25 protein-coding genes are annotated in these 24,803 nt (G+C 58.1%); 12 read left to right on the top strand and 13 right to left on the bottom strand.

Translation table 11 applies throughout. The annotated features are described in order from the left end of the window. The 5 genes from SPG90_RS18040 to SPG90_RS18020 all read left to right on the top strand — a co-directional run bounded on the left by SPG90_RS18040 (window position 1) and on the right by SPG90_RS18020 (window position 5,598). Entirely contained in the window at window positions 1-1,326 is a 1,326-nt protein-coding gene (locus tag SPG90_RS18040; protein WP_039260375.1) for a PTS sugar transporter subunit IIC, read from the top strand. A gap of 17 nt (window positions 1,327-1,343) precedes the next feature. After that, a complete protein-coding gene (locus SPG90_RS18035) occupies window positions 1,344-2,720 on the top strand; it encodes a glycoside hydrolase family 1 protein (RefSeq protein WP_045400416.1) in 1,377 nt (458 codons plus the stop codon). Between the two features lie 5 nt (window positions 2,721-2,725). After that, the gene (locus tag SPG90_RS18030; RefSeq protein ID WP_029741865.1) at window positions 2,726-3,028 is read left to right on the top strand and encodes a PTS lactose/cellobiose transporter subunit IIA; all 303 of its coding nucleotides are present in this window, start codon (window positions 2,726-2,728) and stop codon (window positions 3,026-3,028) included. A gap of 136 nt (window positions 3,029-3,164) precedes the next feature. Next, the gene (locus SPG90_RS18025) at window positions 3,165-4,544 is read left to right on the top strand and encodes a carbohydrate porin (protein WP_322408260.1); all 1,380 of its coding nucleotides are present in this window, start codon (window positions 3,165-3,167) and stop codon (window positions 4,542-4,544) included. 148 nt (window positions 4,545-4,692) lie between these two features. Continuing rightward, window positions 4,693-5,598 carry a DMT family transporter gene (locus SPG90_RS18020; RefSeq protein WP_045400419.1) on the top strand — a complete coding sequence of 302 codons (906 nt, stop codon included), beginning with the start codon at window positions 4,693-4,695 and terminating at the stop codon, window positions 5,596-5,598. Between the two features lie 99 nt (window positions 5,599-5,697). On the opposite strand, the gene nepI is transcribed toward SPG90_RS18020, so the two are convergent. The 11 genes from nepI to SPG90_RS17965 all read right to left on the bottom strand — a co-directional run bounded on the left by nepI (window position 5,698) and on the right by SPG90_RS17965 (window position 16,311). After that, window positions 5,698-6,888, bottom strand: a complete 1,191-nt coding sequence (gene nepI / locus SPG90_RS18015; protein ID WP_126303939.1) for a purine ribonucleoside efflux pump NepI — start codon at window positions 6,886-6,888, stop codon at window positions 5,698-5,700. Window positions 6,889-6,990: 102 nt separating this feature from the next. Continuing rightward, window positions 6,991-7,443 (bottom strand): DUF1198 domain-containing protein, encoded by a 453-nt coding sequence (locus SPG90_RS18010; protein ID WP_023309835.1) that lies wholly within the window; start codon window positions 7,441-7,443, stop codon window positions 6,991-6,993. A 178-nt stretch (window positions 7,444-7,621) separates the two neighbouring features. After that, on the bottom strand, window positions 7,622-9,013 hold the full coding sequence (uhpT, locus tag SPG90_RS18005; protein ID WP_023309834.1) for a hexose-6-phosphate:phosphate antiporter: 1,392 nt from the start codon (window positions 9,011-9,013) through the stop codon (window positions 7,622-7,624). 132 nt (window positions 9,014-9,145) lie between these two features. Next, window positions 9,146-10,465: an MFS transporter gene (locus SPG90_RS18000; protein WP_126303941.1), complete on the bottom strand. Its 1,320-nt coding sequence runs from the start codon at window positions 10,463-10,465 to the stop codon at window positions 9,146-9,148. Further along, the gene (gene uhpB / locus SPG90_RS17995; RefSeq protein WP_126303943.1) at window positions 10,458-11,963 is read right to left on the bottom strand and encodes a signal transduction histidine-protein kinase/phosphatase UhpB; all 1,506 of its coding nucleotides are present in this window, start codon (window positions 11,961-11,963) and stop codon (window positions 10,458-10,460) included. The genes SPG90_RS18000 and uhpB overlap by 8 nt, the downstream gene beginning before the upstream one ends. After that, the gene (gene uhpA, locus SPG90_RS17990; RefSeq protein ID WP_047173150.1) at window positions 11,960-12,553 is read right to left on the bottom strand and encodes a transcriptional regulator UhpA; all 594 of its coding nucleotides are present in this window, start codon (window positions 12,551-12,553) and stop codon (window positions 11,960-11,962) included. Before uhpA ends, uhpB begins: the two co-directional genes overlap by 4 nt. A gap of 77 nt (window positions 12,554-12,630) precedes the next feature. Continuing rightward, entirely contained in the window at window positions 12,631-12,918 is a 288-nt protein-coding gene (gene ilvN / locus SPG90_RS17985) for an acetolactate synthase small subunit (RefSeq protein ID WP_033144334.1), read from the bottom strand. Window positions 12,919-12,921: 3 nt separating this feature from the next. Then, window positions 12,922-14,610 (bottom strand): acetolactate synthase large subunit, encoded by a 1,689-nt coding sequence (gene ilvB, locus SPG90_RS17980; protein ID WP_045354668.1) that lies wholly within the window; start codon window positions 14,608-14,610, stop codon window positions 12,922-12,924. A 106-nt stretch (window positions 14,611-14,716) separates the two neighbouring features. Further along, on the bottom strand, window positions 14,717-14,815 hold the full coding sequence (gene ivbL / locus SPG90_RS17975; protein ID WP_057979964.1) for an ilvB operon leader peptide IvbL: 99 nt from the start codon (window positions 14,813-14,815) through the stop codon (window positions 14,717-14,719). A 107-nt stretch (window positions 14,816-14,922) separates the two neighbouring features. Continuing rightward, window positions 14,923-15,402 carry an Hcp family type VI secretion system effector gene (locus tag SPG90_RS17970; protein WP_126303945.1) on the bottom strand — a complete coding sequence of 160 codons (480 nt, stop codon included), beginning with the start codon at window positions 15,400-15,402 and terminating at the stop codon, window positions 14,923-14,925. Window positions 15,403-15,597: 195 nt separating this feature from the next. Further along, the gene (locus SPG90_RS17965; RefSeq protein ID WP_126303947.1) at window positions 15,598-16,311 is read right to left on the bottom strand and encodes a hypothetical protein; all 714 of its coding nucleotides are present in this window, start codon (window positions 16,309-16,311) and stop codon (window positions 15,598-15,600) included. 309 nt (window positions 16,312-16,620) lie between these two features. Between SPG90_RS17965 and SPG90_RS17960 the strand changes: the two genes are divergently transcribed. The 5 genes from SPG90_RS17960 (at window position 16,621) to emrD (ending at window position 19,888) form a co-directional block, all read left to right on the top strand. After that, on the top strand, window positions 16,621-16,929 hold the full coding sequence (locus tag SPG90_RS17960; RefSeq protein WP_164554888.1) for a hypothetical protein: 309 nt from the start codon (window positions 16,621-16,623) through the stop codon (window positions 16,927-16,929). Between the two features lie 102 nt (window positions 16,930-17,031). Continuing rightward, a complete protein-coding gene (gene tisB, locus SPG90_RS17955; protein WP_023309830.1) occupies window positions 17,032-17,121 on the top strand; it encodes a type I toxin-antitoxin system toxin TisB in 90 nt (29 codons plus the stop codon). 64 nt (window positions 17,122-17,185) lie between these two features. Next, entirely contained in the window at window positions 17,186-17,632 is a 447-nt protein-coding gene (locus SPG90_RS17950; RefSeq protein WP_023309829.1) for a GNAT family N-acetyltransferase, read from the top strand. A 62-nt stretch (window positions 17,633-17,694) separates the two neighbouring features. After that, window positions 17,695-18,528 carry an EamA family transporter gene (locus SPG90_RS17945; protein ID WP_023309828.1) on the top strand — a complete coding sequence of 278 codons (834 nt, stop codon included), beginning with the start codon at window positions 17,695-17,697 and terminating at the stop codon, window positions 18,526-18,528. Window positions 18,529-18,703: 175 nt separating this feature from the next. Then, the gene (emrD, locus tag SPG90_RS17940; protein ID WP_126303949.1) at window positions 18,704-19,888 is read left to right on the top strand and encodes a multidrug efflux MFS transporter EmrD; all 1,185 of its coding nucleotides are present in this window, start codon (window positions 18,704-18,706) and stop codon (window positions 19,886-19,888) included. On the opposite strand, the gene SPG90_RS17935 is transcribed toward emrD, so the two are convergent. Next, window positions 19,791-20,879 (bottom strand): cellulase family glycosylhydrolase, encoded by a 1,089-nt coding sequence (locus SPG90_RS17935; RefSeq protein ID WP_239631631.1) that lies wholly within the window; start codon window positions 20,877-20,879, stop codon window positions 19,791-19,793. The genes emrD and SPG90_RS17935 overlap by 98 nt on opposite strands. Before the next feature lie 84 nt (window positions 20,880-20,963). Then, entirely contained in the window at window positions 20,964-21,890 is a 927-nt protein-coding gene (dsdC, locus tag SPG90_RS17930; RefSeq protein ID WP_322408259.1) for a DNA-binding transcriptional regulator DsdC, read from the bottom strand. Window positions 21,891-22,094: 204 nt separating this feature from the next. Here dsdC and dsdX point away from each other — a divergent pair, with 204 nt between their 5' ends. Then, window positions 22,095-23,432 carry a D-serine transporter DsdX gene (gene dsdX / locus SPG90_RS17925; RefSeq protein ID WP_023309824.1) on the top strand — a complete coding sequence of 446 codons (1,338 nt, stop codon included), beginning with the start codon at window positions 22,095-22,097 and terminating at the stop codon, window positions 23,430-23,432. A 17-nt stretch (window positions 23,433-23,449) separates the two neighbouring features. Continuing rightward, window positions 23,450-24,736 carry a D-serine ammonia-lyase gene (dsdA, locus tag SPG90_RS17920; RefSeq protein WP_045354657.1) on the top strand — a complete coding sequence of 429 codons (1,287 nt, stop codon included), beginning with the start codon at window positions 23,450-23,452 and terminating at the stop codon, window positions 24,734-24,736. Window positions 24,737-24,803 lie beyond the last annotated feature (67 nt).

Raw genomic sequence — 24,803 nt, 5'->3', positions numbered from 1 at the left:
ATGAGTTCGTTATATCAATCCATGGTCGCGGTGATTGAGCAGTCAATTACCCCGCTGGCCGCGAAGCTCGGTCAGCAAAAGTATGTGATTGCCATCCGCGACGGCTTTACCGCCGCGCTGCCGTTTATGATCATCGGCTCGTTTATGCTGGTGTTCATCTTCCCGCCGTTCTCGGCGGATACCACCAACAGCTTCGCCCGCGGCTGGCTGGATTTCTCCCAGACCTATCGCGAACAGCTGATGCTGCCGTTTAACCTCAGCATGGGCGTGATGACCTTCTTCATTTCGGTGGGGATTGGGGCAAGCCTGGGGCGTCAGTTTAACCTCGACCCGGTGATGTCCGGCCTGCTGGCCTTTATGGCCTTCCTGCTGGTCGCCGCGCCGTATGCCGACGGCAAAATCTCGACCCAGTATCTCTCCGGCCAGGGCATCTTCACCGCGCTGATCACCGCCATTTACGCTACCCGCGTCTACGCGTGGCTGAAGCAGAACAACGTGACCATTCGCCTGCCGAAGGAAGTCCCAACCGGCGTGGCGCGCTCGTTTGAGATCCTGATCCCGGTGATGGTGGTGATCGGTACGCTGCACCCGCTGAACCTGTTCATCGAAGCGCAGACCGGAATGATCATCCCGCAGGCGATCATGCATCTGCTGGAGCCGCTGGTGTCCGCGTCTGACTCCCTGCCCGCGATTCTGCTCTCCGTACTGCTGTGCCAGATCTTCTGGTTCGCCGGTATTCACGGCTCGCTGATCGTCACCGGCATCATGAACCCGTTCTGGATGGCTAACCTCTCCGCAAACCAGGCGGCGCTGGCGGCCGGCGCGGCGCTGCCGCACGTTTATCTTCAGGGCTTCTGGGATCACTACCTGCTGATTGGCGGCGTAGGCTCCACCCTGCCGCTGGCGTTCCTGCTGCTGCGCAGCCGCGTTACCCACCTTCGCACCATCGGCAAAATGGGCGTGGTGCCGAGCTTCTTCAATATCAACGAACCGATTCTGTTCGGCGCGCCGATCATCATGAACCCGATGCTGTTTATCCCGTTCGTGTTCGTTCCGCTGGTCAACGCCTGCCTGGCGTACGGCGCAACCAAGCTCGGCTGGCTGGCGCAGGTCGTGTCGTTAACCCCGTGGACCACCCCTGCACCGATTGGCGCTTCGTGGGCAGCAAACTGGGCGCTGAGCCCGGTGGTGATGTGCCTGGTCTGTATGGTGATGTCCGCGCTGATGTACCTGCCGTTCCTGCGCGCCTATGAGCGTACGCTCATCAAAAACGAAGAGCAGAAGGCCCAGGCAACCGTCGGCGCCGCCGAGACCGCCAGCAATTAAGTCAAAGAGGAAGAGTCATGAAATACGCATTTCCCGATAACTTCTGGTGGGGCAGCGCAAGCTCCGCTCTCCAGACCGAAGGGGCAAGAGAGGGCGAAACCACATGGGATTACTGGTTTGCCCGCGAGCCGAACCGTTTTCACAACGGCGTGGGGCCGCAGCAGACCTCCACGTTCTATCAGCACTGGAAAACGGACATTCAGCTGTTAAAGCAGCTGAACCACAACAGCTTTCGCACCTCGATTAGCTGGGCGCGCCTGATCCCCGACGGTATCGGTGAAGTGAACCCGGAAGCGGTCGATTTTTACAATCAGGTCATTGATGAGCTGAATGAACAGGGCATCACGCCGTTTATGACCCTGTTCCATTTCGACATGCCGATGGCGATGCAGGAGATCGGCGGCTGGGAAAACCGCGACGTGGTGGACGCCTACGCCCGCTATGCGCAGATTTGCTTTGAGCTGTTCGGCGATCGCGTGCTGCACTGGTTTACCTTCAACGAGCCGATCGTGCCGGTGGAAGGCGGTTATCTGTACGACTTCCACTACCCCAACGTGGTGGATTTTCGTCGGGCGGCCACCGTGGCGTATCACACCGTGCTGGCCCATGCGAAAGCGGTGCAGGCCTACCGCGCCGGGCATTACGCGGGGGAGATTGGCATCGTGCTGAACCTGACGCCGTCGTACCCGCGCTCGCAGAACCCGGCGGACGTGAAGGCGGCGCACATCGCGGATCTGATGTTTAACCGCAGCTTCCTTGACCCGGTCCTGCGAGGGGAATACCCGGCGGACCTGGTCGCGCTGCTGAAATCCTGCGATCAATTACCCGCCTGTAAACCGGAAGACGGTTTCCTGATTGCGGAAGGGAAAATCGACCTGCTCGGCGTGAACTACTATCAGCCGCGTCGCGTGAAGTGTCGCGACAGCGCGGTGAACCCGCAGGCGCCGTTTATGCCGGAGTGGTTCTTTGATAGCTACGAGATGCCGGGCCGCAAGATGAACCCGTACCGCGGCTGGGAAATCTACGAGCCGGGTATTTACGATATTCTGGTCAACCTGCGCGACAATTACGGCAACCCTCGCTGCTTTATTTCTGAAAACGGCATGGGCGTCGAAAACGAGCAGCGCTTTATTGAAAACGGCCAGATTAACGATCAATACCGCATCGAGTTTATTTCCGAACATTTAGCCTGGCTGCATAAGGGTATTAGCGAAGGGTGCAATTGTCTTGGCTATCATATGTGGACGTTTATTGATAACTGGTCGTGGTGCAACGCGTATAAAAATCGCTACGGATTTATCCAGCTCGATTTAGAGACGCAGAAACGCACCATTAAGAAAAGCGGAGAGTGGTTTGCCGCCACCGCGTTAAATAATAGTTTTGATAAAGAGTAATGATGATGATCGCATTAGAAGAAGCCGTAATGGAAATTATCGTCAATGCCGGACAGTCCCGCAGCCTGTGCTTTGAAGCACTGCACGCGGCGCGCCAGGGCAACATTGACGAGGCCAAAAGCCTGCTGCGCGAAGCCGACGGCTACGCGCGCCAGGCGCACAAGATGCAGACCAAACTGATCGAGCAGGATGCGGGCGAAGGCCGCCAGCCGATGACGTTAATTATGGTGCACGCGCAGGATCATTTAATGAATTCCTTATTAGCGCGTGAATTATCCGAAGAAATTATTCATTTATATCAGAGATAGTCTATGGCGAAATAATTACTGTAATACCTCTGTACCCTAAATAGAGATCCACTTGTTCTGATGATAGCGACATACTCTGTCAGATCGGAGCGGGATGGTTATTGTCTGAATAAAATTAAACTATATTGAGATAACCATGAATACGATTAAAAAACTTCCATTAACCATGGCGGTTATCGCCGCGCTTTGCCCAATTTCCGTGCTCGCGCAGGAATTCACCCAGGAGCAAATCGACGCCATTGTGGCAAAAGCGGTGGATAAAGCCCTCGCCGAACGTCAGGCTAAAATGGATGCGGCGGTCGCGAAAAAAGCGGACGTGGTGACCGAGCCGCAAAGCGCGGCGCAATCTCCGGATATGGCGATCCCGTTCGGGATTAAATTTACCGGCTATGCCCGCTACGGCGCGCACTTCCAGGCCGCCGATCAGAAATACGTCGCGGTGGACGGCTCGTACAACGGCGCGTCGGCCATTGGTCGTCTGGGCAACGAAGGCAACGGCGGGGAATTCCAGCTCTCCAAGGCCTTTAAGGGTGAAAACGGCGCCATCTGGGACGTTAACGTGATGATCGACCACTGGGGCGACGAAGTTAACCTGAAAAAAGCCTACGCGGGGGTGACCAACATTATGGCCTCCAACCCGAACGCCTATTTCTGGGCCGGTCGTGACTTCCACCAGCGTCCACAGCAGGGCATCAACGATTACTTCTGGATGAACCACGACGGCCAGGGCGCCGGGGTGAAGAACTTCGACATCGGCGGCGTGCAGTTCGACGTGGCCGCCGTCGCGGCGGTGGAATCCTGTAGCCCGGAAGTGATGGAAGATGAAGCCAACCCGTCGCGCATCACCTGTACCGGCGGTTCCGGCACGGGCGACAAAGGCAACTACGCCGCGACCTCAAAAATCCACGGCATGAAGCTCGGCCCGATCGACATGGAGCTGTACGCTAACTACGGCTTTGACTCCAAAGCGGTGGAGAGCGACGAGCGTCTGAACGCGTGGCAGGGCGGCGTGGTGTTGAGCCACACCAACGACAGCGGCGTGAACAAGGTGATCGCCCGCTACTCCGATAACGCGGACAACAGCGTGTTCAACAAAACCGAGGATCTGACCACGGTCTACGCCAGCTTCGAAAGGCTGTACAAATTCACCCAGGCCACGCAGGTGGAGTACATCCTCGCCTTCCACGACTACGACAACAGCCGCGATAAGACCGACAACCGCAAGAACTACAACGCCATCGTGCGTCCGATGCACTGGTGGAACGACGTTCACTCCACCTGGCTGGAAGCAGGCTGGCAGCACGTTGACTACGACAACGGCGGCGACAACAAGGGCTGGAAGCTGACCCTGTCGCAGAATATGTCTATCGCCATGGGGCCGGAGTTCCGCCCGATGCTGCGCTTCTATGTGACCGGCGGCAAAGTGGATAACGAACGCACCGCGCGCGTGAACAACACCAAAGACGAAACGCTCGACGACTTCAACGTCGGCGCGATGTGGGAGGCGTGGTTCTAAGCAAGGTAGAAGCAAAACGGCAACGAGAGTTGCCGTTTTTAGTGTTTGCTCCCTCTCTCCCTGGAAGAGGGCCGGGGTGAGGGCATCAGGCCACACACAACCATGCTATGCTGTTGACCGAATTAACGACAACATCGCAGGGGAGAACATGGGTTCCACACGTAAAGGGATGCTAAACGTCCTGATCGCCGCCGTTTTATGGGGCAGTTCCGGCGTTTGCGCGCAGTACATCATGGAGAAAAGCCACATTTCTTCGCCATACCTGACCATGGTTCGCCTGCTGTTTACCGGCGTGATCCTCCTGACGCTTTCTTTCGTTCACGGCGACAAGATTTTCTCGGTGATCAAACATCGCAAAGACGCCCTCAGCCTGCTGTTTTTCTCGCTGGTCGGCGCGCTCACCGTGCAGCTCACCTTCCTGCTGACGATTGAAAAATCCAACGCCGCGACCGCTACCGTTCTGCAGTTTCTGTCACCAACCATTATCGTGGCGTGGTTCGCGCTGGCGCGGAAAAAGCGCCCTGGCGTGTTTGTTTTATCCGCGATTGTGACCTCGCTTGTCGGGACGTTCCTGCTGGTCACCCACGGCGACCCGACCTCGCTCTCCATCTCGCCTGCCGCGTTGTTCTTCGGTATCGCCTCGGCGTTTGCCGCGGCGTTTTACACCACCTATCCGTCAACGCTGATCGCCCGCTACGGCACATTGCCAATTGTCGGCTGGAGTATGTTGATTGCCGGATTGATATTGACGCCGTTCTACGCCGGGCGCGGGACGACCTTTGTGATTGACGGCAGCCTGCTGCTGGCGTTTTTCTATCTGGTGGTGATTGGTACGGCGCTGACGTTCAGCCTGTATCTGAAAGGCGCACAGACGATCGGCGGGCCGAAGGCGAGCATTCTGAGCTGCGCCGAGCCGCTGAGCAGCGCGCTGCTGTCGGTGATTTTACTGGGCGTGGCGTTCACCCTGCCGGACTGGCTGGGGACGCTGCTGATTGTGTCATCGGTGGTGTTGATTTCAATGGATTCGAGAAGACGGGTTCAGACATCGGCGTAGCCTGATGTCCCCTCACCCCAGCCCTCTCCCCAAAGGGGCGAGGGTGAAAAGACAGCACCGAGCAGTCCCCTCTCCCTGATGGGGAGAGGGAGAAAAGCACTACTTCGCCTTAACCTTCCCCGCCACCAGCAGCGCGGTCAGCAGCATCAGCGTACCGGAAATCACCAGCGGTGAGGTCAGCCCCAGATGGTCGAGCGCCACGCCGCCAATGGCCGCGCCGCAGGTGTTCGCCAGCTGGATCACCGCCACCTGAATCGACCCGGCTTTTTCAGCCTGATCGGCAAGCGAGCGGGTGATCCACGTCGACCAGCCCACCGGCACCAGCGCAAAGGCAAAGCCCCAGATAATCGCGATGGCAGACGCCACCCACTTATCGCTGCCCCACAGCACCAGCACCGCCGCGCTCGCCGCCAGCACCAGCGGCGCACCCGCCAGCACCAACTTCAGGGAGCGTTTCAGGAACTGAGACGACAGCGAGGTGCCGACAAAGCTGGCGATACCGAAGCTCAGCAGCACCAGCGTCAGGCCGTCCACGTCAAAGCCCGCCATGGTCATAAACACCGGGCGGATGTAGGTAAAGAAGGCAAACTGCCCGGCAAAGGCCATAAAGATGGCGGTCATCCCCGCCAGCACGCCGGGGCGCTTCAGCAGCGCGAACATATTCTGTTTGTGGTGCGCCGCTTCGCCCGGCAGGGACGGCAGCGCCTTCCACACCCAAATGATGCAGAGCAGGCCCATCACCGCCGCCGCGTTGAAGACGTTACGCCAGCCGATAATCCCGCCGAGGAAGCTGCCGAGCGGCGCGGCAATCACCAGCGCGATAGAGACCGCACCGAAGATAACGGAAAGCGCTTTTGGCACCGTCCGCGCGGGCACCAGGCGCATGGTGAGCGAGGCCGACATCGCCCAGAAGCCGCCTAACCCCAGCCCCAAACAGGCGCGCCCCAGCAGCAGCAGGGTGAAGCTTTCAGCAAAGGAGACCAGCAGGCAAGAGAGCGTCAGCAGCACGCTGAACAGGATGACCACCCTGCGGCGGTCGATGGTGCCAATCACCTGGGTGATAAACAGGCTGGCGAACATCGCCACAAACGCGGTGACGGTAACGGACTGCCCCGCCACGCCTTCGGAAATGCCCAGATCCTGCGCCATCGGCGTCAGCAGGCTCACCGGCAGAAACTCAACGGTAATCAGGCAGGCGACGCAGAATGCCACGGCGAAAACGGCCGACCAGTTGGGGCGTGAAACCTCTTTGGTCTGCGGTCTGGTCGTGGGCTGGATATGTTCTGTCATGGCGTCACCTGAAGATAAAAACGTGCGGAAAAGTCGCGCAGTTTATCATCAAAAGTGTGACGAATTTAACGTTTAGACAACTTTTGTGATTTTTAGAGGGGATCAGTGCAGGTAAAACACGCCCTCTTCCGGCAGGAAGAGCTGGTTATAGCGCAGCTGGAAGGCGTTAAGCTCCTGCGGATCGGGCTCCATCTCGCGCATAAAACCGAGCGCCAGACGAATTTGCGCATCGGTAATCGGCGCGGCCAGGCGGGCTTTACGCAGCAGGCGGTGCCACGTGTGCAGATTCTCTTCACTGCCGTCGACAATGCAGACCTGCCATATCAGTAGCACCTGCGCGGCGTTTTGCAGATGCGCTTCGTCCGGGCGCTCAAGGTAGCGGATAAACTCATTGCCCGGCATTTTGCCGAACTGATCGATCATCGACTCAACCGGCATCGGGGTGATCCCCAGACGCTCGCTTAAACGTTTGATGGCGCGGCGGGAATCTGAGGTCAGGACGCGAAATCCCACCACAAAAACCACGGCAAGCGTTGCCAGCATTATCCAGACCATGCGTTCTCCTATGAATAGCCGCTCATCATAGCGGGAAACGCAGCGCCTCGACAGCGGGTGGCACCATAATAGTGAACGGAAAAGATGTTGAAGAATTGGGAGAGGAGGAGTTAACCCCGTCGGGGTCAATATAAAAAAGCCCGGCATCACACACCGGGCAAAGAAGTTACCTGCACACTCAGGCTGTTTTTAATTTCTGCGCACGATTCTCACGGCGGATCTTACGTTCTTCCAGCACCGCGACCATCGCCATCAGGACGATACAGCCGATGGCCGCCGCATCCAGCGCCGCGAAGGTGCCCGCCCAGCCGGTGAGGCCGAAAATCGGCGTGCCGTCGGCGATCATCCCCAGGCCCAGCTTGGCGAAGCTGTCGCCGATCAGGTAGGCGAAGGTGCCTTTAATCCCATCGGCGGCGCCGATCGCTTTTTTCGGGACGAAGCCCACTGCCGCCACGCCGATCAGTAATTGCGGACCAAACACCAGGAAGCCGAGCGCGAACAGGGACGCCAGGTAAACGTACTGGTTGCTGGCGTGCTGGTAGACGCCGAGCGTGGCGATAATCAGCGCCAGCGCGACGCAGGCCACCAGCGCGCGACGGCCGTTGGCAAGATCCGAAAGCCAGCCCCACAGCAGCGTGCCGACCAGGGCGCCCACTTCGAACAGAGTGAAGCCCTGAATCGCCACTTCTTTAGAGAGCTTCAGCTCCTGGAAGGCATACACGGTCGACCACTGATCGATGCCGATACGCACCACGTACAGGAAGATGTTTGAGAAGCACAGCAGCCAGATCACTTTGTTTTTCAGCACGTATTCAACAAAGATCTGCCATTTGGACATCTCGTTTTCTTCGGTCTCTTTGTCCTCTTCGCTAATCTCCTCGCCGAACAGCTCTTCGGCTTTGCCGAGGCCGTAAGATTCCGGGGAGTCGCTGCCGTAGCGCAGGCCGATAAAGCCGACGATCAGGGCGATAATCGACGGGAAGATAAACATGCCGATCACGTGGCCGTCGAACAGGTAGTTTGCGCCAAACAGCGCCACGCCAGCCGCACCCGCCCCGCCGAGGTTGTGGGAGATGTTCCACATGCCGAGGTACGAACCACGCTTGCGGCGCGGCGTCCATTTGGTGATGGTGGAGTAGCTGCACGACCCGCCGGTACTCTGGAAGAAACCGCTCAGGGCATAGAAGGCGATCATAAGGAACAGGCTGACGGAGCCCGCGCCCATGCTGGCGCTGAAGCCGAGCATACAGATGGCGGAGAGGATCAGCATAAACGGCAGGAACTGCTTGGTGTTTTTGCCGTCCGCGTAGTAGGAAACGACGGTTTTACCCACGCCGTAGGTGATGGAGAAGCCCAGGCCAATCATCCCCAGCTGCGTCATGCTCAGCCCGTAGGTTGAGATCATGTCGTTCTGCGCGATGTTAAAGTTTTTGCGGATCAGGTACATGGTCAGGTAGCCGATGAAGACCACCAGATAGGACTGCATGAACGGTTTGAACCACATCTTGCGCCGCACGTCGAGCGGCAGATCCAGGGTCGGCTTGCGCACCTGATTTAAGAAGGCCAGCATGACTGAGTTACTCCTGAGCTGATTTTTGCAGCATTGTAAAAATCAGCCGGGAGAGATGCCTGAGACAGCGTCCAGGTAAAACCGGGAAAATTTCTTAGTTTTACGCCATTCGGGCCAGAAAGGTGAGACGCATCACGCTTCGCTCACCTCGCGCGGCGCCTGCGCATGCAGGAAGGGAAGCAGCAGCAGCGCGGAGATCCCCGCCGCGATGGCGATCACCGCGAAGAAACCGCTCCAGTGCCAGACGTCGATCACCCGCGCCAGCGGCCAGCCGGAGAGCGATGCGCCGAGGTAGGCAAACAGCCCGACAAAGCCCGTCGCCGCGCCTGCCGCCTTTTTGTGCGAGCACTCCGCCGCCGCCATGCCGATCAGCATCTGCGGGCCAAAGACGAAGAAGCCGGTGGTGAAGAAGCACGCCGCCTGCATCACGTAGCTGGCGAACGGCATCAGCCACAGCGAGCCGACAGAGAGCAAAATCCCGGCGGCGAAAATCAGGTTCATCGGGCCACGGTTGCCGTTGAACAGCTTGTCCGAGCCCCAGCCCGCCACCAGCGCACCGATAAACCCGCCCAGCTCAAACATCGTCACCGCCGAGTTGGCGGTCACCAGGTCCACGCCGAGCGTCTCGGACATGTACAGGTTGCCCCAGTCGTTGATCGCCGCGCGCACCACGTAAACCAGCACGTAGCAGAGCGACAGCAGCCAGATGTAGGGGTTTTTCAGCACATATTTTGTGAGGATCTCCCTGCGGGTCAGCCCCGCGCCTTCCTGCTGCTGGGCAATCTCCATTTCGTCGTGCCGCCAGTCGCCCACCGCAGGCAGGCCGACGGTTTGCGGCCGGTCGCGCAGGCGCCAGCAGAGAAACAGCCCGGCGACAATCGCGAGGCCACCGGCAATCATCATCCCCGCGCGCCAGCCGTAGTGCAGCGCCGCCGCACCTACCACCATCGGGATCAGCGCCCCGCCGACGTTATGCGCGGTGTTCCAGATTGCCCACCAGCCGCCGCGCTCGTTGCGCGAATACCAGGCGGTGAGCAGGCGGGCGCAGACCGGCGCGCCCCAGCCCTGGAAAAAGGCGTTCAGCGCCCACAGCAGGGCGAAGGCCCACAGCGAGGTGGAGAAGCCAAACAGAATGTTGACCACGCCGGTGGCGATCAGCCCAATGCCCATAAAATAGCGCGCGTTGGAGCGGTCGCTGACGATGCCGGAGAAGAACTTCGACAGGCCGTAGGTGATGTAAAACAGCGTCGCCAGCAGGCCGATATCGGTGCGCGTCATCACGCCGCTGGCGAGGATTTCCGGCGCGGCGGCGTTGAAGCTTTTGCGGGTGAAGTAGAACAGCGCGTAGCCGAGCCAGATGGCCATCAGGATATGGCGACGCCAGTAGCGGTAGCGGGCGTCGATTTCCGCTTTATTGCCAATCGGCGCGGCGCTGGCAGGGGTTTTAAACATGGTAACTCCGTAGCGGCAGGCTGACGCTGACGCGCGTCCCGTGGGTGCAGGAGAGGTTCAGCGTGCCGCCCAGCGCCTTGACGCGCTCCCGCATGCCCGCCAGGCCAAAACCCTTCTGGCCGGAGCCCGGCGGCAGGCCGCAGCCGTCGTCTTCAATTATCAGCTTCAGGCTGTCGTCCTGCTGCCAGCCCTGGATCGTGACCGCGCTGGCGCTGGCGTGCTTGACGATGTTGTTCAGCCCTTCCTGACAGACGCGGAACAGCGTCACGCGCTGGCCTTCGCTGAGCGTAGATTCGTTAATGCGCCAGTCGAGATGGCTCACTATTCCGCGCCTTTCCAGCTCCATCTCGCGCATCAGGGAACGCACCGCCTGCTCCAGCGACAGGTCGTCAAGCTGGCGCGGGCGCAGTCGTCCTAACAGGCGACGAACGGAGTCATAGACTCCCAGCGAAAGCTGTTCGATATGCGCCCCGCCCTGCTTCACGCCCGCATTTTCCGCTGCCAGGCGCTGGACAATGCCCGCCTGAGTGCGAATGGCGGTGATGGTCTGGCCGATATCGTCGTGCAGCTCGCGGGCGACCTCCTGCCGCACGCTCTCTTCGGTTTCCAGCAGACGCTCCGCCAGACGGCGGTTGCGCGCCAGCTCGGTTTGCAGGGACTGGTTCAGCTCGCGCAGGCGCTGAATGCCCGCTCCCAGCAGCAGCCCGGTCAGGCTTTGAGCCAGCAGGGAAAGCAGTAAATCAACAGGATGATCGTGCCAGGTCTGGCTGGCGATCAGTGCGATGGCGTTCATCAGCGTGGCGATCAGCGCCCCCTGCCAGCCGTAGTGCCAGGCCAGGGCGATAATCGGCAGCGCCAGGCAGAACGGCGTGAAGCGTGAAAGCTCGGCGGGCAGGCCAAGCTGGAGCCACAGGCTCACCACAAACAGCAGCAGATACCAGATGAGGTGCCGGGCGCGCCAGTTCACCGGCTGGGAAACCAGCGCCGGGCCGAGCGGCTGCCAGACGGTGCTGGTGAGATAGTGCCAGATCACGAGGCAGGTTGGCGCCAGCGTCAGGCCGCCGGTGAGGGTCAGCAGCAGGGCATTGAGCATCTCCTTCTCGCCGACCCACGGAAGCGACTGCAGCAGCGCGGCGGCAATCAGCGCCGCCCCCTGACGCAGCAGCGTGCGCCAGTCGCGCTGGTGGCGGTAGCGGGAGATGAGGGCAACCGGGAGAAGCGTGAGCAGGCTTCCGGTCATCAATAAGGGCAGGTGCGCGAGGGCCACCTCCTGCGCCAGCCAGACCAGCATCAGCCACTCAGCGCCGAGCAAAACCGGCCAGTAGGCGCGCGGACACTGGAGCATTAAGCCCAGACGCAGGCCGAAGGGAAACAGCAGCACCGCCAGCTCGGGGCGTTCCACCAGGTGCAGGCTGATGCTCCACAGGCAAAACCAGGCGGCGGAGAAGATAAAAAAGCTGGCGACGACGGCGATCAGCCGTGAAAAAGCGGAACTCATTGCCAGCTGTCGAACATGCGGCGCGCCAGCTCGACGTCGTTGCTGACGTTGAGTTTTTCCATCAGGTTGGCGCGGTGGACGTGTACGGTTTTCGGGGACAGATCCAGCTCGGCCGCAATCTCTTTCACCGACATCCCCTGCGCGAGTTTTTCCGCAACCTGGCGCTCGCGTCTGGTGAGCGGATCCTGGCGTCCGGCCGCCAGCTTGATGGCGATATCCGGCGTCAGGTAGCAGCCGCCGGTGGAGACGGTGCGCACGGCGGCGATCAGTTCGTCGGGGCTACAGCGTTTGGAGAGGAACCCGCGCGCGCCCGCGTTGAGCGCCTGCTCGACCAGCGCCGGGCTGTCGTGGACCGAGAGCATAATGGTCGCCATCCCTTTCGGCAGCTGGCTTAACAGCTCCAGCCCGGAGAGATCCGGCATCGAGATGTCGCAAATACAAACCTTCACCCCGCGCCCCGGCAGGCCCGCCAGCGCCTCGCGACCGGAGCCAAACTCGGCCACGACCTGAAAATCCGGTTCGAGGTTCAGAAGCTGGGCAAATCCGGAGCGGACGATAAGGTGGTCGTCGATAAGGGCGATGGTGGTCATGGCGCATTCCTGGCGGGCGGATAAAAAAACGCGCCTACCTTAACGATAAGCGCGCGGGTGTTCAAGCAATGAGCGATTTATTCGAAAAACACCGCAATTTTGTTAAACATGGTGGGATCGGACTGGTTGCGCGCCACTCTGGTGACGTCTTCCAGCTTGTCGATCTGCGCCATCATCTGCTCAAGACGCTGGTCGTCGTTGACCAGTAGCCAGATGCGGCTGTGCTCGCTGCCCTGAATCGGCAGACAGAGAATGCCTTCCACGTTAAACGCACGGCGGGCAAAAAGCCCGCAGACGTGGGTCATGACGCCAGGGTGGTTGCGGACGGTGAGTTCCAGAATGACGTTATCATGTTGTTTCTGCATGGCTTATTCTCCCACCATCTCAGTATTTGCCGCTCCCGGCGGCACCATCGGATACACTTTTTGCTCAGGGTCGATACGCACGTGGATCAGCGCCGGGCCGGGGCGAGAAATCGCGTCCTGCAGCGCCGCGTGGGCATCCTCTTCGGCGTTCAGATCGCAGGTGTGCAGGCCGAAACCGGCGGCAATCTGCATAAAGTTAATCATCCCCGGATAGGTCGCGGCAAACACGCCCTGCTTGTAGAACAGGCTCTGCTGCTGGTGCACCAGCCCCAGCGCCTCGTTGTTCATCAGGATGATTTTCACGTCTAACTGGTTTTCGGCCGCGGTGGCCATTTCCTGAATGTTCATCATCAGGCTGCCGTCGCCGGAGAAGCAGATGACCTTGCGGTCCGGATTCGCCAGCGCCGCACCAACTGCTGCAGGCAGACCGAAGCCCATGGTTCCCAGACCGCCGGAGGTCAGCCACTGGCGAGGACGGTTCAGCGGGTAGGCCTGCGCGGTCCACATCTGGTGCTGTCCCACGTCGGTGGTGATAATCGCGCTGTCGTCCACGCAGGCGGCAACGGCGTTGATAAGACCGTAGTGGCTCAGCGGATCGCCTTCGGTTGGGATGGCGCCCGGGAACTCGCGCTGCAGATCGGCCACCAGCTTACGCCAGTCGGCGCGCTCGGCTGCGTCCGTCTGCGGGATCAGCTGCGCCAGCACCTCGGCCACGTCGCCCTGAATCGCCACGTGCGGCTGCTTGATTTTACCCAGCTCGGCGCGGTCGATATCCACGTGAATGATTTTGGCGTTCGGACAGAACTGCTCGGTTTTGCCAATCGCCCGGTCATCAAAACGTGCGCCCATAACAATCAGCAAATCCGCCTCTTGCAGGATGTAGTTGGTGCTGCGCGCGCCGTGCATGCCCAGCATGCCGAGAGAGAGCGGGTGCGCTTTAGGCAGCATGCCCAGCGCCATCAGGGTCATGGTGGTCGGCAGGTTGGCTTTTTCCGCAAACTGGCGGATTTCATCCGCAGCGTTGATGGCCCCACCGCCCAGATAGAGCACCGGGCGTTTGGCGGCGTTAATCATAGCGGCGGCGTCGCGCACGCTCTCAGCGCTGAATTCCGGCGCGGGGGCACGCTCGCCCGGCTCCGGCAGGACGTCTATCTCGATCTCTGCGGTCTGGACATCCTTAGGAATGTCTATCCACACCGGGCCCGGGCGGCCGGACTGCGCAATGCGGAACGCATCGCTAATAACCTGAGGAAGCTCGCTGATGTCGCGAACTAAATAGTTATGTTTGGTGATGGGGATAGAGATGCCGTAGGTGTCCACTTCCTGGAACGCATCGGTGCCGATCATTGAGGACGGTACCTGGCCGGTAATGCAGATCAGCGGAATGGAGTCGAGACGCGCGTCGGCGATGGCGGTGACCAGGTTGGTTGCGCCCGGGCCGCTGCAGGCCATACAGACCGCCGGTTTGCCCTGCGTACGCGCCATGCCCTGAGCAATAAAGCCTGCCCCCTGCTCGTGGCGCGCCAGCACGTGGCGGATCTGCGTGCTTTGGCTTAACGCATCGTACAGCGGCAGCACCGTGCCACCCGGGATGCCCGCAACCGTGGTGATGCCCTGCCGTTCCAGCAGATGAACGATCAGCTGCGCGCCAGTAAAACGCGTCTTGGTGGATGTTGTGCCCGAACTTGCCATGCTCCAGTCCTTTTCTTCTGGGCCGACGTTCCGGGGAGGGTCCTAAACGAAAAACCCCGCCCGGTTTGCGCCGGCGGGGTTTTGGATTCGTGTGTTGATCCAGTCCCTACGGCGCATTGCCGACGACCACCACCACACGCACGACGACCACTGCGGCTGGTTGCGCAGTTTTTAGTAGGGTCGAAGTGAAGATGGATGAAGTCATTGGGGACCTGTGTTTGGAATCATTGATGGAATTTATACAAACACAGGTTTTCGGGCGTGACAATGGAAATATTTTCATCTGCGCAAAAATGCGTCAGGGATCACGTTTCAGTAGGTTGCTGGCTCATTCCAGGAATCGCTGTAGATGACATTGCCGTCGCAATGCTTCCAGGTGATTTTCTCGTAGCGTATGAGAACCGTTTCAAGGTGTGTTCCGGTGTTTGCGCCGGGATACAGGTCTGGTGTGATTGAGGTTATTTTCACATTCTCCAGGAGGATATTAAAATACTCCTGTTCTAAACCCGCCTCATTAATCTGGTACATCTTAATGGTGGCTGACTGGAGCGTTCTTCCTGTACTCAGCGCCCGAAATAAAACCGGGGTTACACGATCAAATTCCTTCTGAAACATAACGGGCATGTGTATGCGCGTCCCCGTCAATTTCCCGGTATTCCCGTTGACTGGAATGTTAACATTATGAGTGAACGATTTGAGTTCAATTGCACCTTCACGTCCTGACACAAGGCAAGGTCCAACCATGGGAGAACCATTTTCATCTGTTAGAAACAAATAAGCTGGGTTTGACATAAAAAATCCTTTTTATAAATTCAATCGTACTTATCAAAGCGGCCGAAAATTATCGGATGCACAATAATAAACACAACAATAGAAATGAATGTTAGTAATACCCAGTGGTCAGGCACCAACCAAAGGAACAAAGAGGCGCACGCAAAAATATAAACGGGGAATAAAACATCCGAAAACAGAATTGATAGCAGACTCTTAAACATGCCTCTTGTCCTTTAAGTCGTCATAAATTGCATCGAAATCCTTATAGAATCCCATTTGTACTTTCTTAATGAGCTCGGACAGGAAAGGCTCAATAAAGTAGTAAAGCATCTCCAGTTGTGCGGCATAGAGGGTGGCGTAATACTGAGGGTCCAGTGTTTTCAGGCGACGGGTAGCAAGAGCGCACTTCTGGTCTGTTCCAATCAATTGAAGCGCCATGACAACGTTAGGTACGCGGCGTGCAAGCCGTTCGACGACGATTTCAGAGAGCAGGCCTGATTCGGAAAGGGATTTGGCCAGCCCCAATGCTATCGCTAAACGCATGGCCTTGTTTGTTGGTATGTTTTTAACAAGTCCGGTGAATTTTGAATCCATCTTACGAACGAGATTTTGTTCATTTCCATTTTCAGAATCGGTAATAACACGTTCAAAATAAAGGTATAGCATGCGTGCTATTACATCGCGATAACGGTAAAGCGAGAGAATTGAGAGGTACATTCTCTTTTCTTCTGAGAGAAGCTCATCACACACATCGTGATAGCTCGGGATTACGCATGATGAGTACCAACTCACACGCTCCATTCCTGAGTAAATATCAGAACCGATCCCCTTTAATGCTCTCCATGTCCCTGCAACGCCTTGCTGTCCATAAATAGCCAACTGCCTGTCACTCTGGAACTTCATCTTTAAATAATCAGATGCTTGCATAATGTATCCATACAATATTTGCGGCTCTGAAAATATACCCTGGAAAGCGCTGAGTTTCAAACAAGTGAAATTATTTCAACTAAACATTCACGTAAAAAATAAGTTGGCTCACTTTTATTTATTATTGTTATACGCGAAGTAATTAAATTACTTGAGAGGTATTAGTAAGTTATATTAGTTTACACATTAAGTGGTGTTATCTTATAAAATGAATCTAATACCTCTCCATTAAATAGAGTGGTTTAAACGATCCTGGCTAGCCCACTTCGAAGCCAAGCAGCAGAACCCTCGCTCATCGAGCAGTTTTTTATGAGGCAGACCAGAAAACAAAAAACCCCGCCGGAGCGAGGTTTTTATCAGGGTTTTGCGGTTGGTCGCCGCAGAACACACTGTGTTACGTCAACGCAAAAAGTATACGCGATCGAAGACGAACGCGCAATTCCGGCACGGATTTTGACGCTTTTGAGTATGGATCGCCTTCCTGATTTTGTCCAAAAAACACTGTTCATGCATACAGTATTTATCTATACTGAGGGTGTTCACAGTGAGCGAGGGGGCCGCAGTTTTACCGGCGCAAAGAAGTCCTGGCTGAAACGGGTGGTGCCGTCAGTGCCTTAACCCCTGAAGTGAGCACACTGTGTTACGTCAATCCAGGTGCTGGCAACAGGCGGCGGAAAGGTACGCCAGCATCGTGCTCCTTTTAACCAAAAGGAGACGCGTATGAGCGTAGTGGATATGGTGATACTTATCCTCAAACTCATTGTTGCTGTACTGCAACTACTTGATGCTGTCCTGAAATTCCTTCGGTAATTCAGGTTCAAGTCGCACCTGAGAGGGGCGGGCAACCGCCCCTCTTTAATAACGAGGGAATGCTATGTCGCGTCTGTTAATTGAGCCCGTCACACCAGATGAGCCGGGGTATATCGCCCTGAAGGCTGAAAGTATCGCATTGAATTTCAACATGCTGCGCAGGCTGGAAGATAACTGGCAGCGTGGTGAGAACCGCTTTAACGCGCCGGGTGAAAAGCTGCTGGGCGCGTTTCTCAACGGCAGGCTGGTCGGCGTGTGCGGCCTCAACCGCGATCCGTTCAGTCAGCAGCCGCGCGCCGGACGTATTCGCCATCTCTATGTCAGCGAGAAGTGCCGCGGGCTGGGCATTGGCAAACAGCTTTTAACCGTGGTGATGGCCGATGCCAGCATCTGGTTTGATTTCCTGAATACCCACGCACCGGAGAGCGCGTACGGCTTCTATCGCCAGGCGGGTTTTACGCTGGTCTCGGACGAGCCGCGGGTGACGCACCGCCTTTTTTGTGCCGTGTAGCCGGCTGGCAGCATCAGGGTGTGAATGTTACAGTTGAGTGACAATTCACCACCCGATACGCTATGACCATCACCGTTTTTTGCATTTTGCTCTTCGCCGCGCTGCTGCATGCCAGCTGGAACGCCATCGTTAAGGCCGGAACGGACAAGCTCTATTCCGCCATAAGCGTCAGCGGATCCGCCACGGTTATCGCTCTGGTCTTACTGCCGTTTTCCCCACAGCCATCTGCTGCAAGCTGGCCGTTTTTGATCGTCTCCTGCGCCTTACAGGTTGTGTACACCGTGCTGGTAGCGAAAACCTATCAGGTCTCCGATATGAGCCAGACCTATCCGCTGATGCGCGGCACCGCCCCGCTGCTGGTGGCGCTGATCGGCGTGCTGGCGCTCGGCGATCGTCTCTCGTGGCTCGCCTGGTCCGGTATCGGAGTAATTTGCCTGTCAATTCTGGCGATGGCGATGCATGGCCGCATACGGTCACGCAAAGGGATCGGGCTGGCGCTGCTGAACGCCTGCTTTATTGCCGGGTATACGCTGGTGGATGGCACCGGCGTGCGTCTGTCGAACACCGCGCTGGGCTATACGCTGTGGACCTTCTTTATGAACGGCTTCTGCCTGTTGAGTTGGGCAATGGTGGCGCGTCGGCGCGAGGCGTCCAGCTACCTGCGCCTGCACTGGAAAAAGGGGCTGCTCGGCGGAGTGGGAACCATGGGATCTTACGGTCTGGCGCTTTGGGCAATGACGCAGGCGCCGCTGGCGGTGGTCGCGGCGCTGCGTGAAACCTCCATACTCTTTGGGGCACTGATCGCGTTTGTCCTTTTAAAAGAGAAGGTTGCGGGCCTGCGTATCGCGGCGGCGCTGGGTATTGCCGGCGGCGCTATTCTGCTGCGCATGGCGTAAATCACTGGCAACATTAGTTGCCGATCTTGTTTACAAATCCTGCCTTTCCCGGTTTTTTCATTCACCACGACAATGCTTAAATTGTCATCTCTCTGTGGTAGATTCCTCGCGCATTTATGGGAATGCGCAGTCACTTATTCTTCATTTTTCTCTTTTGGCAAAAGTATTCAGCGACATGAAAAAACAAAGGAACGTTAACTTATTGTTGATGCTGGTGTTACTGGTGGCCGTCGGTCAGATGGCGCAAACCATCTACATTCCGGCGATTGCCGACATGGCAAAGGAATTGAACGTCCGCGAGGGCGCGGTGCAGAGCGTGATGGCAGCCTACCTGCTGACCTATGGCGTTTCGCAGCTCTTTTACGGCCCGCTGTCTGACCGCGTCGGGCGTCGCCCGGTGATCCTGGTGGGCATGAGCATTTTCATGGTGGCGACGGTGATTGCCATTACCACGCACAGCCTGACCGTATTGATTGCCGCCAGTGCCCTGCAGGGCGTCGGGACCGGCGTCGGTGGGGTGATGGCGCGAACCTTACCGCGCGATATGTATCAGGGCACCCAGCTCCGTCATGCCAACAGCTTGTTGAATATGGGAATTCTGGTCAGCCCGCTTCTCGCCCCGCTGATTGGCGGCCTGCTGGACACGATGTGGTCCTGGCGCGCCTGCTACGCCTTCCTGCTGGTGCTGTGCGTGATTGTCACCTTCAGCATGGCGCGCTGGATGCCGGAAACGCGCCCGCAGGACGCGCCGCGCACGAAGCTCATCACCAGCTATAAAACGCTGTTTGGCAACGGGTCGTTTACCTGCTACCTGCTGATGCTGATCGGCGGCCTGGCGGGCATTGCGGTGTTTGAAGCCTGTTCCGGCGTGCTGCTGGGCGCGGGTCTGGGCCTGAACAGCATGGTCGTGAGTATTCTGTTTATTCTGCCGATCCCGGCGGCGTTCTTCGGCGCGTGGTTTGCCGGACGCCCGAACAAACGCTTCTCCACCCTGATGTGGCAGTCGGTGATCAGCTGTCTGCTGGCGGGCCTGATGATGTGGATACCGGGGCTATTTGGCGTGATGACGGTCTGGACGCTGCTCATCCCGGCAGCGCTGTTCTTCTTCGGCGCGGGGATGCTGTTCCCGCTGGCGACCAGCGGCGCGATGGAGCCGTTCCCGTTCCTCGCAGGCACGGCTGGCGCGCTGGTGGGCGGTTTGCAGAATATCGGCTCCGGCGCGCTGGCCTGGCTCTCGGCGATGATGCCGCAGACCGGGCAGGCTAGTTTGGGCCTGCTGATGACGCTGATGGGGCTGCTGATTTTACTGTGCTGGCTGCCGCTGGCGTCGCGTGTTCCGCATCACGAGCAGCCGGTTTAACCGCATGATGGCCCGGCTTCTCGCCGGGCTTTTCACAGACGGGCGCAATCATCGCCTGCAACAACGGCTCCGGCGCGGGCCGCCAGGCCCCCTCTTCCCCATCGTAAAACTGGAAATCCGCGTTCAGCGCATACGGGATTTTCGCCTTTTGCAGCTCGCAGGCCATAAAGGTGGAGAACGCCATTTGCGAAGCGGTTGGCGTGAGGTGGTTTGACTCTCCCACGCCCCAGCCCCCGACCCAGCTAACGTGCCCGGTTTTTTGCTGCCAGCGCAGCGCGGTATTGATGCGATTATGGATAGCCGCTTTCTCCGCCGCCGTGCCGGACGTCCACGGGTATTTACCGCTATTTTTCAGCGGCCCCCACGGGAAAATATGCCACTCCGCCAGCAGGTAGTTTTGACTGTGCGCGGGCAGCTTCAGGCTGGATAAATCCTCCGGCGCGGCGCGCAGGCGTGGCGCAACAAAGATCATGCGCTGCGGGTCCATGTCGTGGATCGCTTTAATGGTTTTTTCATACACGCGGTTTAGCGACGCGAGGTTGTGGTTAAGCTTGTCGGCCGGCTCATAGATGAGATCAAAACCCAGCAGCGGATAGCTCTGACCGAAATAGTGCGCCACGGCAATCCACCAGTTGATCGTCTCTTTCTCGTTATCGGCTTTCGGGTCGTTTTTATATTCATCAGCCTGATAAGCAATTATCGGGATCACGCCATACTGCTCGCAGGCTTCTACCAGCTTGCGCAGGTGAATTAACCGCGCTTCCGTCGGCTCATCGGCCACGCGGATGCGCACGTGGGTAATGCCTTTTGCACGAAAATCGCGGACCACCAGCGGGTCGAATTCACGTATGCCGCGCTCGGTGCGCGCCCAGTCCACATCCATCCCGACGCCCAACTGCTGCGCATAACGGGCAGCCGTCAGCGGCGGCTCAGCGGCCATCGCCCAGCCGGAAGAGATCAGTAATGCACAGGCAATAAAAGGCTTTAACACGGTTTACCCTGGATAAATCGAAAGCATTACCTGTATTTAGCACGCTTTTTCACATTTCGTGTAGAGCGAAAGCGTAATAATTCTTCAACCTGCCAGTTCTCTCAGCCAGCCGATAAAGGCGTCTATTTTCGGCCACTGACGACCGGAAAGCGTCGAGATATAGTAGTGCTGATGGCATCTCAGGGTCTTTTCACCAAACGGGGCGATAAGCTCGCCCCGTTCAAGCCGTTTCTGCACCAGCCGCTTTCTGCCCATCGCGACGCCGACGTGGTTGATGGCCGCAATAATCGCTAAATCGGAACGATCGAAACCAATGCCCGACGATGGCGGCATATTCACCGCAAAGTGTTGCGCCCAGCTCAGCCACTCATCCGTCCCGGAATCGTTGCTCCAGGCCTGACGGTCGTGCAGCAGCGTGCAGTGGCTGAGGTTATCGGGGTTTTTCAGCAGTTCATACTCGCGGGCATACTGCGGTGAGCAGACGGGCAAAATCTCCTCGTCCATCAGGAAGTGATGAGAGAGGTGGTTTGGCGGCGTATCGTCGAAATAGAGCGCAAGATCGACGCCCGTTCGCTGCATATTGACGTAATCATTGCCGGTCAGGATGGTGAGTGAAATCGACGGATAGCGGCGGGTAAAGTCCCCCAGCATGGGCACCAGCCAGCACTGGGCGATCGACGGCCGGGAGTAGACCGTCAGCGTGCCGGACAGCGCCTGGTTTTTGATATCCAGGATCTCCTGATTCAGGGTATCGAGGGATGATTTCAGCGTCCAGTAAACGCGCTTTCCCTCCTGCGTCAGCTCAACTTTACGGTGCGAGCGGACAAACAGCTGAATGCCCAGCTCCTCTTCCAGCAGGTTGATGCGGTGGCTCACCGCGCTGGGGCTGAGCGACAGCTCCTCCGCCGCCAGGGCGAAGGACTCATGCCGGGCGGCCACTTCAAAGGTATACATTTTCGACAGCTGCCAGCCGTTTAACAGGCGGTTTCTGGCTTCATTCGCATCGGTCATCACAATTCTCACGTGGGTTTTCTGCGCTCAGCATACCGCTCAAGGGTGAATTTATGTGAACCTAATACAAATTAAGTGCGCTTTTTAGAGCGCAGTCACTCAGTTGATCCAATCTGGCTCACCTGAACGCCAATTTATATCGTTTGTCAGCCCACGCCGTTTTTTCGTCCAATACCCACAGATGACATAAGGGTGAGGTGAGATATGGGATCTCAGGTCTGGGTTGTGGCAACGCTGCTGGTCAGCATTGTGTTGATTGTTTTAACCATCGTAAAACTGAAGTTTCACCCGTTCCTCGCGCTGCTGCTGGCGAGCTTTTTCGTCGGCGCGATGATGGGGATGAGCCCGCTGGATATGGTGAACGCCATCGAGAGCGGAATTGGCGGTACGCTGGGCTTCCTGGCGGCGGTGATTGGTCTGGGCACCATTCTCGGCAAGATGATGGAAGTCTCCGGCGCGGCCGAACGCATCGGGATCGCACTGCAGCGCTGCCGCTGGCTGTCGGCGGACGTGATTATGGTGCTGGTGGGCCTTATCTGCGGGATCACGCTATTCGTGGAAGTGGGCGTGGTATTGCTGATCCCGCTGGCGTTTTCCATCGCCAAAAAGACCAACACGTCGCTGCTCAAGCTGGCCATTCCGCTCTGTACCGCGCTGATGGCGGTGCATTGCGTAGTTCCGCCGCATCCGGCCGCGCTGTTTGTGACCAATAAATTAGGCGCGGACGTCGGAACGGTCATTGTCTACGGTTTGATGGTGGGCCTGATGGCCTCGCTGGTCGGCGGCCCGCTGTTCCTGAAACTGCTCGGCAATCGTCTGCCGTTTAAACCGGTTCCGGCGGAATTTTCAGACCTGAAGGTGCGGGAAGAGCACACCCTGCCGTCGCTGGGCGCCACGCTGTTCACGGTGCTGCTGCCGATTGCCCTGATGCTGGTGAAAACCATCGCCGAGCTGAATATGGCGAAAGAAGGCACGCTGTATACGCTGCTGGAGTTTATCGGCAACCCGATCACCGCGATGTTTATCGCCGTGTTTGTCGCCTACTACCTGCTGGGGATACGCCAGCATATGGGCATGGGCACGATGCTGACGCATACCGAGCACGGCTTCGGCTCTATCGCCAACATTTTGCTGATTATCGGCGCGGGCGGCGCGTTTAACGCCATCCTGAAAACCAGCGGACTGGCGGACTCGCTGGCGCATATTCTCTCGAACCTGCACATGCACCCTATCCTGCTCGCCTGGCTGGTGGCGCTGGTGCTGCATGCCGCCGTCGGCTCCGCGACGGTGGCGATGATGGGCGCCACGGCGATAGTCGCGCCGATGCTGCCGCTCTACCCGAACGTGAGCCCGGAGATCATCACCATTGCCATCGGTTCCGGTGCCATTGGCTGCACGATCGTGACCGATTCTCTCTTCTGGCTGGTGAAGCAATACTGCGGCGCTACCCTGAACGAGACCTTCAAATACTATACGACGGCGACGTTTATCGCCTCGGTGCTTGCACTTGGCGGCACATTCCTGCTTTCCTTCATTATCTGAGCGCGAAGAGACGTATTATGGAAAACGCAACTATCACTACTTTAACCGCACAGTTTCCTCTGGTTGAGGATCTGATTGCTCTGAAAGAAACCACCTGGCTTAACCCGCGCACCACGACGCTTGCAGAAGGGTTGCCGTACGTCGGGCTGACCAAAGCCGACGTGGACGACGCGCACGCGCGCCTCAACCGCTTCGCGCCGTACCTGGCGAAAGCCTTCCCGGAAACGGCGGCAACGGGCGGGATTATCGAATCCGAACTGGTTGCCATCCCGGCGATGCAAAAGCGGCTGGAGAAAGAATCTGCGAAGTCTATTCCCGGCACGCTGCTGCTGAAAAAAGACAGCCATCTGCCGATCTCCGGCTCGATCAAAGCGCGCGGCGGCATCTATGAGGTGCTGACCCATGCGGAAAAACTGGCGCTGGAAGCCGGGTTGCTGAGCGTTGAAGACGACTACAGCGTTCTGCTGGAACCGCGCTTTAAGGACTTCTTCAGCCAGTACAGCATTGCGGTAGGCTCAACCGGCAACCTTGGGATGTCCATCGGCATTATGAGCGCCCGCATCGGCTTTAAGGTGACGGTGCATATGTCTGCCGACGCCCGCGAATGGAAGAAAGCCAAACTGCGCAGCCACGGCGTCATCGTCGTGGAATATGAGCAGGATTACGGCGTGGCGGTGGAGCAGGGACGAAAAGCGGCGGAAAGCGATCCGAACTGTTTCTTCATTGACGATGAAAACTCCCGCACCCTTTTCCTGGGCTACGCCGTTGCAGGCGAGCGGCTAAAGGCGCAGTTTGCCGAACAGGGCCGCGTGGTGGATGCCGATCATCCCCTGTACGTCTACCTGCCGTGCGGCGTTGGCGGCGGCCCTGGCGGCGTGGCGTTTGGCCTGAAGCTGGCCTTTGGCGATAACGTCCACTGCTTCTTCGCGGAGCCAACGCACTCCCCGTGCATGCTGCTCGGCGTCTACACCGGCCTGCACGATGAGATCGCGGTGCAGGATCTGGGCATTGATAACGTGACGGCGGCGGACGGTCTGGCGGTAGGGCGCGCCTCCGGCTTCGTGGGCCGCGCGATGGAGCGCCTGCTCGACGGGTTCTATACGCTCTCCGATCAGAGCATGTACGACATGCTCGGCTGGCTGGCGCAGGAGGAGGGCATTCGCCTGGAGCCGTCGGCGCTGGCGGGGATGGCCGGTCCAGTGCGCGTTCATTCGCATACCAACGTTACCCACCTGGTTTGGGCGACCGGCGGCGGGATGGTGCCGGAAGACGAGATGGCGAAGTATCTGGCGAAAGGGAAGTAATTATGCCGGGTGGCGGCTGCGCCTTACCCGGCCTACGGTTCGCGGCAGTTGCAGGCCCGGTAAAGCG

The sequence above is a fragment of the Enterobacter sp. D2 genome, assembly GCF_034427575.1.
In the GTDB taxonomy this organism is placed as follows: Bacteria; Pseudomonadota; Gammaproteobacteria; order Enterobacterales; family Enterobacteriaceae; genus Enterobacter; species Enterobacter cloacae_M.
Note: the sequence above shows the minus strand (reverse complement) of the source record. Positions and strands in the feature narration are given on the sequence as shown.

Excerpts from the sequence above, each read along its gene's own strand:
- SPG90_RS18040 (WP_039260375.1), top strand. The coding sequence starts at position 1 with ATGAGTTCGTTATATCAATCCATGGTCGCGGTGATTGAGCAGTCAATT.
- dsdX (WP_023309824.1), top strand. The coding sequence starts at position 22,095 with ATGGGATCTCAGGTCTGGGTTGTGGCAACGCTGCTGGTCAGCATTGTG.
- uhpB (WP_126303943.1), bottom strand. The coding sequence starts at position 11,963 with ATGAGTTCCGCTTTTTCACGGCTGATCGCCGTCGTCGCCAGCTTTTTT.
- nepI (WP_126303939.1), bottom strand. The coding sequence starts at position 6,888 with ATGACAGAACATATCCAGCCCACGACCAGACCGCAGACCAAAGAGGTT.
- SPG90_RS17965 (WP_126303947.1), bottom strand. The coding sequence starts at position 16,311 with ATGCAAGCATCTGATTATTTAAAGATGAAGTTCCAGAGTGACAGGCAG.
- SPG90_RS17950 (WP_023309829.1), top strand. The coding sequence starts at position 17,186 with ATGTCGCGTCTGTTAATTGAGCCCGTCACACCAGATGAGCCGGGGTAT.
- dsdC (WP_322408259.1), bottom strand. The coding sequence starts at position 21,890 with ATGACCGATGCGAATGAAGCCAGAAACCGCCTGTTAAACGGCTGGCAG.
- SPG90_RS18025 (WP_322408260.1), top strand. The coding sequence starts at position 3,165 with ATGAATACGATTAAAAAACTTCCATTAACCATGGCGGTTATCGCCGCG.
- uhpT (WP_023309834.1), bottom strand. The coding sequence starts at position 9,013 with ATGCTGGCCTTCTTAAATCAGGTGCGCAAGCCGACCCTGGATCTGCCG.
- uhpA (WP_047173150.1), bottom strand. The coding sequence starts at position 12,553 with ATGACCACCATCGCCCTTATCGACGACCACCTTATCGTCCGCTCCGGA.
- ilvB (WP_045354668.1), bottom strand. The coding sequence starts at position 14,610 with ATGGCAAGTTCGGGCACAACATCCACCAAGACGCGTTTTACTGGCGCG.
- tisB (WP_023309830.1), top strand. The coding sequence starts at position 17,032 with ATGAGCGTAGTGGATATGGTGATACTTATCCTCAAACTCATTGTTGCT.
- SPG90_RS18035 (WP_045400416.1), top strand. The coding sequence starts at position 1,344 with ATGAAATACGCATTTCCCGATAACTTCTGGTGGGGCAGCGCAAGCTCC.
- SPG90_RS17970 (WP_126303945.1), bottom strand. The coding sequence starts at position 15,402 with ATGTCAAACCCAGCTTATTTGTTTCTAACAGATGAAAATGGTTCTCCC.
- SPG90_RS17960 (WP_164554888.1), top strand. The coding sequence starts at position 16,621 with ATGAGGCAGACCAGAAAACAAAAAACCCCGCCGGAGCGAGGTTTTTAT.
- ilvN (WP_033144334.1), bottom strand. The coding sequence starts at position 12,918 with ATGCAGAAACAACATGATAACGTCATTCTGGAACTCACCGTCCGCAAC.
- dsdA (WP_045354657.1), top strand. The coding sequence starts at position 23,450 with ATGGAAAACGCAACTATCACTACTTTAACCGCACAGTTTCCTCTGGTT.
- SPG90_RS18020 (WP_045400419.1), top strand. The coding sequence starts at position 4,693 with ATGGGTTCCACACGTAAAGGGATGCTAAACGTCCTGATCGCCGCCGTT.
- SPG90_RS18010 (WP_023309835.1), bottom strand. The coding sequence starts at position 7,443 with ATGGTCTGGATAATGCTGGCAACGCTTGCCGTGGTTTTTGTGGTGGGA.
- SPG90_RS18000 (WP_126303941.1), bottom strand. The coding sequence starts at position 10,465 with ATGTTTAAAACCCCTGCCAGCGCCGCGCCGATTGGCAATAAAGCGGAA.
- emrD (WP_126303949.1), top strand. The coding sequence starts at position 18,704 with ATGAAAAAACAAAGGAACGTTAACTTATTGTTGATGCTGGTGTTACTG.
- SPG90_RS17945 (WP_023309828.1), top strand. The coding sequence starts at position 17,695 with ATGACCATCACCGTTTTTTGCATTTTGCTCTTCGCCGCGCTGCTGCAT.
- ivbL (WP_057979964.1), bottom strand. The coding sequence starts at position 14,815 with ATGACTTCATCCATCTTCACTTCGACCCTACTAAAAACTGCGCAACCA.
- SPG90_RS18030 (WP_029741865.1), top strand. The coding sequence starts at position 2,726 with ATGATCGCATTAGAAGAAGCCGTAATGGAAATTATCGTCAATGCCGGA.